At 52.0% G+C, this 10,101-nt stretch carries 13 protein-coding genes; 1 reads left to right on the top strand and 12 read right to left on the bottom strand.

Going from position 1 to position 10,101, the window contains the following annotated elements; all coding sequences use genetic code 11:
• Positions 1-97: 97 nt before the first annotated feature.
• From KQI26_RS13400 to KQI26_RS13390, 3 genes are all read right to left on the bottom strand, one after another.
• Positions 98-649, bottom strand: a complete 552-nt coding sequence (locus tag KQI26_RS13400; RefSeq protein ID WP_253292853.1) for a helix-turn-helix domain-containing protein — start codon at positions 647-649, stop codon at positions 98-100.
• A 58-nt stretch (positions 650-707) separates the two neighbouring features.
• Positions 708-977, bottom strand: a complete 270-nt coding sequence (locus KQI26_RS13395; protein ID WP_080907410.1) for a helix-turn-helix domain-containing protein — start codon at positions 975-977, stop codon at positions 708-710.
• 356 nt (positions 978-1,333) lie between these two features.
• On the bottom strand, positions 1,334-1,582 hold the full coding sequence (locus KQI26_RS13390; protein WP_080907408.1) for a helix-turn-helix domain-containing protein: 249 nt from the start codon (positions 1,580-1,582) through the stop codon (positions 1,334-1,336).
• A 155-nt stretch (positions 1,583-1,737) separates the two neighbouring features.
• On the opposite strand from KQI26_RS13390, the gene KQI26_RS13385 reads away from it, so the two are divergent.
• Positions 1,738-2,373 (top strand): hypothetical protein, encoded by a 636-nt coding sequence (locus tag KQI26_RS13385; protein WP_216504801.1) that lies wholly within the window; start codon positions 1,738-1,740, stop codon positions 2,371-2,373.
• A 71-nt stretch (positions 2,374-2,444) separates the two neighbouring features.
• Here KQI26_RS13385 and KQI26_RS13380 read toward each other — a convergent pair whose 3' ends face one another.
• The 9 genes from KQI26_RS13380 to KQI26_RS13340 all read right to left on the bottom strand — a co-directional run bounded on the left by KQI26_RS13380 (position 2,445) and on the right by KQI26_RS13340 (position 10,101).
• Positions 2,445-2,933, bottom strand: coding sequence for a peptidoglycan-binding protein (locus tag KQI26_RS13380; RefSeq protein ID WP_216504800.1), 489 nt, complete (start codon positions 2,931-2,933; stop codon positions 2,445-2,447).
• 148 nt (positions 2,934-3,081) lie between these two features.
• A complete protein-coding gene (locus KQI26_RS13375; protein WP_216504799.1) occupies positions 3,082-3,528 on the bottom strand; it encodes a phage holin, LLH family in 447 nt (148 codons plus the stop codon).
• Between the two features lie 42 nt (positions 3,529-3,570).
• Positions 3,571-4,578 carry a hypothetical protein gene (locus tag KQI26_RS13370; RefSeq protein ID WP_216504798.1) on the bottom strand — a complete coding sequence of 336 codons (1,008 nt, stop codon included), beginning with the start codon at positions 4,576-4,578 and terminating at the stop codon, positions 3,571-3,573.
• 20 nt (positions 4,579-4,598) lie between these two features.
• The gene (locus KQI26_RS13365) at positions 4,599-4,892 is read right to left on the bottom strand and encodes a hypothetical protein (protein ID WP_216504797.1); all 294 of its coding nucleotides are present in this window, start codon (positions 4,890-4,892) and stop codon (positions 4,599-4,601) included.
• Positions 4,893-4,905: 13 nt separating this feature from the next.
• Positions 4,906-5,436 carry a hypothetical protein gene (locus KQI26_RS13360; protein ID WP_216504796.1) on the bottom strand — a complete coding sequence of 177 codons (531 nt, stop codon included), beginning with the start codon at positions 5,434-5,436 and terminating at the stop codon, positions 4,906-4,908.
• Entirely contained in the window at positions 5,433-7,166 is a 1,734-nt protein-coding gene (locus tag KQI26_RS13355) for a DUF6273 domain-containing protein (RefSeq protein WP_216504795.1), read from the bottom strand. Before KQI26_RS13355 ends, KQI26_RS13360 begins: the two co-directional genes overlap by 4 nt.
• Positions 7,151-8,254 carry an RNA-directed DNA polymerase gene (locus KQI26_RS13350; protein ID WP_216504794.1) on the bottom strand — a complete coding sequence of 368 codons (1,104 nt, stop codon included), beginning with the start codon at positions 8,252-8,254 and terminating at the stop codon, positions 7,151-7,153. Before KQI26_RS13350 ends, KQI26_RS13355 begins: the two co-directional genes overlap by 16 nt.
• Before the next feature lie 326 nt (positions 8,255-8,580).
• Positions 8,581-8,985 carry a four helix bundle protein gene (locus tag KQI26_RS13345; RefSeq protein ID WP_216504793.1) on the bottom strand — a complete coding sequence of 135 codons (405 nt, stop codon included), beginning with the start codon at positions 8,983-8,985 and terminating at the stop codon, positions 8,581-8,583.
• A gap of 225 nt (positions 8,986-9,210) precedes the next feature.
• On the bottom strand, positions 9,211-10,101 hold the full coding sequence (locus KQI26_RS13340) for a hypothetical protein (protein WP_216504792.1): 891 nt from the start codon (positions 10,099-10,101) through the stop codon (positions 9,211-9,213).

Here is a 10,101-nt window from a genome sequence, read left to right as displayed (position 1 = left end):
CTACGACCAGCTTCTTGAATTCCGGCGTGTATCGTTTGTTTGGTTTTCCTCTTGACATAATAAATCACCCCATCTGTTAGATAGTATATCATACTGTCTAACAAATGGGGTGCAGTTCATTTCTCCCGGGGCGTTTTTCTATGCTCTTCCCGCGTGGGGCGCGTTTGGCCGTCTTCACTTTGCGATATTTCCGCTTTCGTTTTGCCTTTTCCGGCAAATCCTTGTTTGTCAGCATAAGAAACACACCCTTTGTTATGTAGCCGTAAAAGGTGCTTGTGCAAATTGTGGTTTTGAATTCCAGCCCCTCTAAAGCAATGTCGGCAAGTGCGGCGGCGGGGGATCGGCCTTCTTCAAGCACTTTTCTTTCCAGATATTCCGCAAGGGCGTAATCACGGCCAATTTTCAGCGGCGCGCCTTTTTCCGAAAGGTTTTCACGGTATCGCCTGTGTGCTTCGTCCGGATTATACCTTTCTTCCTCCGTCCAATCCGAATTACGGTGAACCATGCGGGCGCGTTTTACTTCGCGGTAAATAGTGCTGATATGCACATGAATTTCCGCGGCGATCTCCTTTGCCGAATGGCCGTTATTCAATAACGCTTCGATCTTGTAACGGTCTGCCTTTGTCAAATGGCTAAAACAATGCCCCATGCTCCACGCCCCCTATAAACAAAAACAAGGGGCGGTTTCCCGCCCCCTGCGCCTGAAATTAACTCCTTCTTTTGTCGTATTCGTCCAGCCCTTCCAGCGTGGCCGGATCGGTGAGAATATCCCGCAAGCTACATTCAAGGGCGTTGCAAATTTTTAATAGTGTCGCCAACTTTGCCCCGTTAATATCCCGCGCGCCTCTTTCGTAGTCTTGCAGGATACGCACGGAAATTCCCGCCGCCGCCGCAAGCTGTGATTGTGACATACCAGCCGCCAGCCGCGCGGCCTGCAATTTCTCGTTTCTATATGCTATTTTAACGCTAATATCCACGCGCCGAACCTCCCTTGACATTTTCGTGTTTTATCGGTTATAATAAAGGCAACGGGCGGGGATACCCGCCGCCGTATCTGTTAGGACTGTTTGTTCTTCTTGTTTGGCTTTATGCTGATTGTGATACGCTCCACCGTTTCACTCTCCAAAGCCTTTTTAAGAAGTTCAAGCAGTTCTTTTATTTGCTCTTCGGTCAATCTTCGCACCCCCTTTCCGGTGGTGTTGTCTTCTCCTTTCGTTTTACTCGGCTTCCCCTTGCCTGTGATTTTATTATACGGCATTTGCCGTATAAAGTCAATAGCTTTTCAAAAAATAATTGCGAAAAATAGCAAAAGCGGCGGGAAATTCCCGCCGCTTCATTCGTTTTCATCGTCAAGAAGCCAAAGAGGGGACACGCCCAACACTTTAGCAAGCACTTTTAATTCGTAATCGGTAACAAACCGCGTTCCGATCTCAATTCTGGAAAGGCTGTCCCGCTCCATTGTCACGCCTTCTATTTGCAGTTTCGCGGCTAACGCCTCTTGCGTAAACCTATTCTTTTGCCGCGCTTCCCGCACTCTGTCGCCACATATATTTTTCCGTCCTTTATAGTCGTATATCTTCACCCACGATCACCCGCGCCCCTCTCGTTGTGCTAAACATCAGCACTTTTCTTGACTTTAACATAAAATTCTTGCATAATTGTGTTAAAGGTCAGAATGCAAAAAGTATTCTTTCCTTGTTGCCATAATTTAAGCACACGAAAGGAGCTATTCAAACTATGAAACAATCGTTTTTATCCTCTGCCTTGTCAATGTTTGGGCGTGGCAAGAAAGAAGAAAGGTGCGCGGCTGTGGACGCGGCAAAGGAAACAAAGGTCTATTTTGAAGAGGGCGGCACAAAGTATCACACGAACGCGCATTGTTCCGGAATGAGAAAACCGCAATATATCCCGCTTTCTGTCGCAAAGAAACGCGGCCTTTCCCCGTGTAAAAAATGCGCGCCGTACGGTGTCGCACCGACCGTCCGGCCAGCTCCCACCGCGCCGCCGTTCGTTTCTTCGACCGCAAGCGAAACAAAGCCCGCTTTTGAATTTCTTTCCGTGAAGGTTTCGGGCGTTACCTTCAAGAACGGGCGCAAAAGCCGTCAAGCCATCTTGCGAAAAATTCACTTCAAAGACGAACCTTTCGACAAGGGCACAATGGAATTGACCTTGCAACGGGAAGAATGGGAAGGCAAACCCGCTTTCGGTGTTTATGTCAACGGCGATCAAATCGGGAATATTCCTGCCGAACAAGCCGACTATGTAAGCGACAATTTTTCCCGCCTCGACGGGATCGTAAACATAGAAGTTTACGGCGGCGGCGAAGGCCAGAACTACGGTGCGGAAATAACATTGCGTTTCCGGAATGAGTAAACCCCGCAAAACGACAAAAAGTCCCCACGCCAGCCATTAAGCGGCCAGCGTGGGGGCTTCTCTATATTCTGTTACTCTTTCCATGTACCGCCAAGCGCGGCGATCGTGTACCTGTCCGCGCGCCCGTTGACAATCAAGCCTTTTGACGCTTGAAAGCACCGCACGGCGTAAGCTGTCAACCTTCCGTATGTCCCATCGGCTCCGTTGGTGCCGCAATGGTAATTCCGTTCGATCAAGGCCGTTTGCAACGCCTTCACATCGTCGCCGCGCATAAGGGGTTTTGTCACTTTCAGCACGCGGGCAACCTCAAAGGAACCCGCCGCGGGCGGTGTCTGTTCCGGCTTTTCGCCGTCATGCTCCGATTTTCCCGCCATCTGTTCCGGCGCACGGGCGGTTTGTTCCTCTTCGGCCTTCAAGCTATCCGGCGCGGCTTCCTCGTTCTGCTGGACGGGCGCGGCCTGCTCTTCGGCAACCTTTTTCCGCGTGCGCGTGGTTTTGTTCTCTGTATCCTTCTTCGGCGCGCGCTTGCGCGTGCCTGTGGTTTTTCTCTGTTCACTCATGCGTAAAACCTCCCGTAATGAAATAAGCCCCCGCCGCCGCGGTTCAGCGGAAGCGGGGGCTTCGTGTATCAGGCGGGCGGCTTGTGGCCGCCGCCTCTATCAAGCCGCGGGCGGTAAAGGAGTAAACCCGCGCGCGGCGCAATGGCAATTAGGTATTCAGGGCTTGCGCTGTATCGGTATGCGTCTTTGGAAGCGCAAAAACGGCGGCTTCGATCGCACCGTCAACAATCTTCTTCAAATCGTCGTCGATTTCAATTCCCGCCGCTTCGATAAACTGATAGACAAGTTTTGTTGCCTCTTCCTTGCGCTGTCCCTCTTCAATTTTGCTTGTTTTATAGAGCTGTTCGGCGGCTTCTGTCGCCTTCTGCGCCCACCCAATCACCTTGTCAATAACAGTGATTACGGGAACTTCGGGGAAGAACTCTTGCAGGGTATCGACCACATGATCCGCGGTGTCAAGAACGGTTGTCGTTCCGGTCAATATGCCGGAAACATTGATCCCCTTCTTTACCAGATAGGGGATCAGCACGATCAGCCCCACGAAAACGACCGCGACGACGGCCACAACCACAAGAACAATTACCATGTTATCCATTTTTCAAAGCCTCGCTTTCTTTTTTGTCGGTGTTTATATTTGTTACTCCTTTACAAGCGTGAGATCGGAAACGCGCACGGCGGCCACGGTCACGCCGCCGTAGGTGATAACGGCGCGATCGCCGTTCAGCTCCGAAACGACATGATCGCGTTCATACACGAAAGAGGCCAGCCCGCCGCCTGTGTAGGTCTTCGCGCCCTGCTTTACGCGCACGACGCTTCCGGCCTTGATTGTGCCGCCCGCGCCGCTTCCATCTGCAAGAACAAGATCGGAAACGCGCACGGCGGCCACGGTTACGCCGCCGTAGGTGATAACGGCGCGATCGCCGTTCAGCTCCGAAACGACATGATCGCGTTCATACACGAAAGAGGCCAGCCCGCCGCCCGTGTAGGTCTTCGCGCCCTGCTTCACACGCACGACGCTTCCGGCCTTGATTGCGCCGCCTGCGCTCGCTCCGGTGTCCGGTTTGTCCGGCTGAACGGGGGCAGCGTTGTCGTATTCGATATACGGAAGTTTGCCATGCTTCGTCCATGTGCGGGCGTTATACCCGCTCTTTGTCCCCATGTTTTTAACTGCCGTGATCTGCACATCGTTTTCAAAGGCGGGGGAACACTCCACGGCCAGCCCGCCGCCGATATAAACGCCGATATGCCCGCTACACCAAAGGGCTTCGCCAACCTCCACATTGGAAAAGTTGGTTGAAACGCCCTTGCACTTTGTAATCATGGTATCTGCGCCAATATCCGGAACGCCGTTCACGGCATAGGACGCGCCGCCGTAGGTTTTGGACGCGTCGCCGCGCCAGCCCCACAAAATGCCTTTAATCAGGCATACGCAATCGAACCCGAAAACAGGCGGGTTCTGGTTTGCGGCGGCCTTAATCATCTTCGTTCGGGCGGCCTGCTTGTTGTATGCGTGGTTATTGCAATACCGCGATACATTGCCGCCCGTCAGAGGCGCACCAAAGCACCCCATGACATAAAGGGTTTTGTAATTCTGCGCAACATCTTTCAGTTTCGCAACAAATTCACTTGCTTTCATAACTGCCATTGTTTTTCGCTCCTTCGCTATTATTCTTCGTGTGCGCGTTCCAGCGTGTCAATTCGCTTGTGCGCCTGCTTTGCGGACGCTTCAACGGCAACAAGCCGTTCTACAAACTCCGTGTTCGTCTTCCGCTGTTCCCGCTGTTCGGCCTTAATATCATCAATGCCGCCTTTGATATATCCGATCTCTGTTAATACCGTTGCGTCGCTCTTTGCTTCGTTCGCTGTGTCGCTCTTCTTATTGCGGGCGAAGGCGGCATAGCCGAAGGCGATTGCGCAAACGGTACTAACCGCCGAAAGTACCGTTAAAATCTGTTCCATGTTTTCACCACCTTTACACCTTTTCCCATTGCCACAAACCCGCCGTGTCGGGCGGGTAAACGCAATTCGGCATATCGGCCTTCGCCAGATATAGCGCGCCTTTGTAGCTGTAATAAAGCCCCTCAACCACATTTACGACGATCCCCGCGGTTTCCGGATATGGTATCGGATCGTCAAGCGTCCCCGCGTGTTCCAGCTCGACAAGACGGTAATATGCAAAGGTGGTTTGCACGGGATACGCGGCGGCGTTGGAAGTGTGCGGCGCGACGATCTCATAATAAAGGCCGTCGCACCTGATAATTTCGCCTTTTGTCTTGTATTTGTGGTTGTCCTGATACTCCGGATAATCCACAATATCCGTTGACGCAAGGATCATTTCATCGGCGATCGCGTTCGTTCCCGCGGCGCGGTCTGCGACAATCTGCGCTTTGAAAGAAAGGGAAAGAAGGGCGGCGGTGCTTTCGCCCGCCGCCTTCACAGTTTCAACTTCCTTCTTCAATTCCTCTGTTTCGTTTGGCTTGTCCGGTCTGTATGTCACGCTCATTCAAAATTCCCCCCGATCGAAGATACCCAACACGCGGAAATAGCGTCGCCGCGCTCCACCGTTACCCGAATATTCATGCCGAATTTAACGGCGGTGTTTATTGTGTTCTCGAAGACATGCGCCACGCCCTGAATTACGGCATTTGTGCAATCCTCCCACGCGGGGGAAGGATCAAACGGATTGTTCGTTGCCTCCACTTTGAAAGTTGCGCCCGCTGGAATTTCCCGCGTTACTTTCACATTTGCGCGCGTGGGCTGTGCCTGCGCTTCCAGCGGTGCGGCCAGCGTGATAACAAATCCGCTGATCTGTTTTGTGAAGGTCAGCGTGCGCACCGCTTTATTTCCCACGGTGTCCGTTGCGGTAATGGTGATTGTGTGCGCGCCGTTGGAAAGGGCGGTGAAGTCGTGCCCCGTAACATTCATCGTGTTTTCTTCTCCAAGCGTGGGCGTGTAGCTCCGCAAGGTGGTTTCGTCCACCTTTTCAACCACTGTCACCGTGTCGCCGTCCGGATCGGTCACGGTGTACTTGTAAGAGAAGTCGCCGCTTTTCGTTCCAAGATCGGCGTTTTGTCCGGAAATGACGGGCGGTTGATTGTGAATTACGGGAACCGCGGAAGAAGTCACATACGCACTTTCGTTTCCGTAGGTGTCCCGCGCCTTCACGCGGTACTTAATCGTGTTCCAGCTTGTAGAAACGACTTCCGTAAAGGTGCGGGCGGCGGTTTCCGTTACTTTCGTATAGCTCCCGTTATTCACCGACCGTTCCAGAACATAGGTGATCGCGTCGCCGTCCGGATCGGTGGAAGCTCCCCATGTTACGGTTATGTTCTGCGTGCTGTAACAGCTTTCCGGCACGGAAATTCCGTCCGGCGTACTCGGTGCGGCGTTCCACTGGAATTCATAGTTTCCGCGGCTGTTTGTGCTATCAGATACCAAAATATCAGATTTCAAATTACAAAGCGGACGCACGCCCCTGAGGCCGTAGTACGCGTAGTCGCCGCTCAACGCCCCCGAAGTGATGACATAGCGCACACTGTACGAGAGGCCGGAATGCGGCGTGCGAAGCCACCAATACCACGCCTGCGAAGTCGTCGGATCGCTCCCGTAATTACTTTTGTCAATGGCCGCTTGCGTACAATAGGCAAGGCGGCTTGTGTTGTCGCTGAACAAGGCCAGCTTTGAACCCTCTGCAATCCCGTTTTCGTTTGCAAGCCCGACTTCCGTTGTGCTTGCAAGGAACATTTTTGCGGTGAAGGTTTCATAGCTCCCGCCGTCTGTAACGGTGTTTTTGGCAACGGTAAGCGTGGTTGTCATAAGTGCCGCTACAAAATCGTCGTCAAGCATAGCAAGGAACCCCGCCCATGTGTCATAGGGGTTTACATTGTCCCATACATTCGCGCTTGACGGCGGCGCGTCCTGCCCGTGCTTCGCGCTGTACCATTTTCCCGCCGCGGCGTTACTGTTCAGCCATTGAAGGATATTGGAATGAATGTGCCTGTTGTTGCCGTAGCTTCTCCGGTTGCTGTCGCTGTTGTTTGGCTCTTTTGCGTCGGAACAAAGCAACGCTATGATCTTGTCGGTAATCAGGGTAATAGCTCCGGACGGATAGCCCGAATGGTTTTTGTCTGCCATTTTGAAAACGACATAATCACCCAAGAACGACCGATAAGCCGACTTTACGGGCACTTCAAAGGTTGTTCCCACGCCAAGCGTGCTTAACTTTTTCGACATTCTTTGCCTTCCTCCTTTTCTTCGGAAACAGCAACGCCGCCACGGTTGCCCGCGGCGGCGTACTGCCCGAATAATTTGTTGTAATGCTGATCCATGTTCCGGATCAGGTGATAGCAATTTCCCTTCGACGCGTGGCCGCGCCAGCTTTTATAGGATTGTTCCACCTTTTCCGGCGTGATTTTTCCAGCTTCCAGCAACCCGCGCATTTTGGTTAAACGGCGGCGGGCGTTGTTCTTTGACTTCCGGCGCACCTTGCGGATCACCGCGCCGCTTTCGGTCAAATACGAATGGAAGCCCAAAAAATCAATTCCGTTTTTCAACGGGTAAATATTTGTCTTCGCATTCAGCGAAAGCCCTAATTCGTTTACATGTCTTTCAATCTCCTTCCAGCAATAGCGCAAATATTCTTTATCTTCGTGGATCAAATAAAAATCGTCCATGTATCGGCCATAAAATTTTATGCCTAACTTCTCTTTTACCATGTGATCCAGCGAAGAAAGATAGAGAAGGGCGAATATTTGTGAAGACTGGTTGCCGATCGGAATTCCTACATTGCCTTCGGTGCTGTCTATTATCATATCCAGCAACCAAAGGCAATCAGGATCGGAAATATACTTGCGGATTAAGGATTTTAACGCGTCGTGCTTGATATTATAGAAATACTTTGATATGTCGCATTTCAATACCCAACCGTCAACACCTCGTACACGGTAAAACCTCCGCATAAATCCTTCCAGCCGTTCAAGGCCGAAGTGCGTTCCTTTTCCAACCTGTGAAGCGTAATTGTCTTTTATGAAGGTGCTTCGCACCCTCGGTTCAAGTACATTATCACAAAGCGCATGTTGCACAACCTTGTCTTTGTAGCTGTTCGACATTACAACCCGTTCTTTCGGTTCGTAAACCTTGAATGTGTTGTAGGGCGAAAGCCGGTATGTATGGCTCTGTAACTGCACGCTTAACAGGTTCAGGGCTTCCAGCAAATTAACTTCAAACTTCGCCGCCGCTCCTTTCCACCTTTTGCCGCGGCGCGCCTTCCGGTACGCGCGGTATAGGTTTTCAAAATTATAGACTTTTTCAAAGTCGGTCATGTCAAAAAATCTCCTTGCCGTGTGTAACCTCGGCCATACCCGCGGGCAATGCTCCGGTATCGGCAATCCTGTATTTGTCCCCGCTGTGGATAGCAGGGGACGGGAAACGCCTTCCTTTGATGGTGGTACATTGCTTTCGGCCTGTGGCCTACTCGATCGAGTGATCCACCGAAGCGGACGCACGCCCCTGTTGCCGTTGTACGCGTTGTTGTTGTTCAACGCCCCCGAAGTGTTGACATTGCGCACATTGTACGAGTTGCCGGAATGCGGCGGCGGGGCGGGCAGAAGGCGAAAAGAAAACCTACAAGGCGTTCCCCAAACGGTTTTTATACTCTCGCTTTGTCCCGCTTCTTCCACGCGGCGATCATGTACTTTACTTCAAGGGCAAGTTTCGACCAATATTCGCAACTCTTCATAGAAATAAAGCCCATTTCCTGCGAAAGCTCTATAAAGAATAGAAGCTCCTTGCAATAGGTCAACGCCTTTGCTTGTAGCCTCTGCCGTTGTCTGTGTTCGTCCGCTTGCCGCAAATCTAATTCGTTCGCTTCAAGCGTCATTTCGTAAATATCAACCGCTTTTTCCTGTATGCGGTTCACCAGCGTAAAGCGGTATTTCTTCGGGTAACGCTCCGTGCTGTTCGCGATCGTGAAGGTATGCTTTACAAGGTCTTTCGCCTTCACAATCACATTGAATTCGGACGGCTCTTTGCGTTCCCTCTCTTGTCCCTGCATAAATGCACCTTGCCTTCCTGATCCTCTGCAAAAGCGCGGTATCTTCCGCGCACCCCTCAAAATCAAAGCCCGCCGCCGTCAAAGTTATGGTTGCTTCGTGGCCTGTGGGCGTGATCCCGTGGATTGTCACCGCCTCGCCGCCGCACATGTCGCACGGCGGGCGAAGCTCCGTGAAGATATTTCCGATAATGCACGACAATTCCGCGCCCTTGCAGGCGCACCGCGTCAACATTCGATCCGTTGCAACGCCGCGTTCCAAACGCCCGTTGCGGTCACGCCGTCCAAATCGTCAAAGAGGATCAAGAACGGGTTTGTTGTAATGTCATTGAAAAGCACGGCTTCCAGCATTTCAATTCGCGCGGTGTTGTTCTGGATCAGGTTCAGCAAATGCCCCGCGGCGTCTTCGTCAAGGACATTTTGCAAGGTTGCGAACCATGCGTTGAAGTCGTTTTCTGCGTCGGTCTTAAAGTCGTTCATGTAGGCTTCAAGGGCGGCGTACTGCTGATCGCCCAAAAGCTCCAAACTTTCCATATAGGAAACAAGATCGTTGAATTCGTCAACGCTCATTTCCTTATAGTCAGCAAACCACGCTTCAAGTTGCGCGTTGAATGCGTCGGTGTCTATCTGATCCACCACGCCCGCAACCACGCCGCACAAGGAACCATCAAGGCGGCGATCCGTTATGTTTGCCTGTGAAATGGCCGTAACGCCTGCGCCTACAAGCACATCGGCAAGACACAATTCGTATGCGTCCGCGTCCCTCTGCAAAGCAGGGGCGATGGGGGAAGTTGCAGGCGCGGAAGACTTCACCGCAACGGAAATTTTGCGTTCGGTCAAATCCCACCGCACAACAATTCGGTCAATGCGGTTCAACACGCCGTCCGCGGTTGCCAGCGTTACGGGCAAATCGCTTGTGTTGTAATAAAAATAGCCGTTGATCCACGCTTTACCCGTTTTCACGGCGACGGCCATTCCTGAACCCGCTACCACTTGAAGGCTTGTGGAAGGGACAGGGAACACGCCGTTTCCAATGAATGAAGCAAAATATTCAGCCCATTCTTCCGCGCGGTACACGCGATCGCCGGAAACACTGTTGAAGAAACTTGATTTTTCCAT

This window comes from Intestinimonas sp. MSJ-38 (assembly GCF_018917925.1).
GTDB lineage: Bacteria > Bacillota > Clostridia > Oscillospirales > Butyricicoccaceae > Pseudobutyricicoccus.
Note: the sequence above shows the minus strand (reverse complement) of the source record. Positions and strands in the feature narration are given on the sequence as shown.

Coding starts and splice junctions, on each gene's coding strand:
- KQI26_RS13400 (WP_253292853.1), bottom strand. CDS start 649: ATGGGGCATTGTTTTAGCCATTTGACAAAGGCAGACCGTTACAAGATC.
- KQI26_RS13385 (WP_216504801.1), top strand. CDS start 1,738: ATGAAACAATCGTTTTTATCCTCTGCCTTGTCAATGTTTGGGCGTGGC.
- KQI26_RS13380 (WP_216504800.1), bottom strand. CDS start 2,933: ATGAGTGAACAGAGAAAAACCACAGGCACGCGCAAGCGCGCGCCGAAG.
- KQI26_RS13375 (WP_216504799.1), bottom strand. CDS start 3,528: ATGGATAACATGGTAATTGTTCTTGTGGTTGTGGCCGTCGTCGCGGTC.
- KQI26_RS13370 (WP_216504798.1), bottom strand. CDS start 4,578: ATGGCAGTTATGAAAGCAAGTGAATTTGTTGCGAAACTGAAAGATGTT.
- KQI26_RS13365 (WP_216504797.1), bottom strand. CDS start 4,892: ATGGAACAGATTTTAACGGTACTTTCGGCGGTTAGTACCGTTTGCGCA.
- KQI26_RS13360 (WP_216504796.1), bottom strand. CDS start 5,436: ATGAGCGTGACATACAGACCGGACAAGCCAAACGAAACAGAGGAATTG.
- KQI26_RS13355 (WP_216504795.1), bottom strand. CDS start 7,166: ATGTCGAAAAAGTTAAGCACGCTTGGCGTGGGAACAACCTTTGAAGTG.
- KQI26_RS13350 (WP_216504794.1), bottom strand. CDS start 8,254: ATGACCGACTTTGAAAAAGTCTATAATTTTGAAAACCTATACCGCGCG.
- KQI26_RS13345 (WP_216504793.1), bottom strand. CDS start 8,985: ATGCAGGGACAAGAGAGGGAACGCAAAGAGCCGTCCGAATTCAATGTG.
- KQI26_RS13340 (WP_216504792.1), bottom strand. CDS start 10,101: ATGGAAAAATCAAGTTTCTTCAACAGTGTTTCCGGCGATCGCGTGTAC.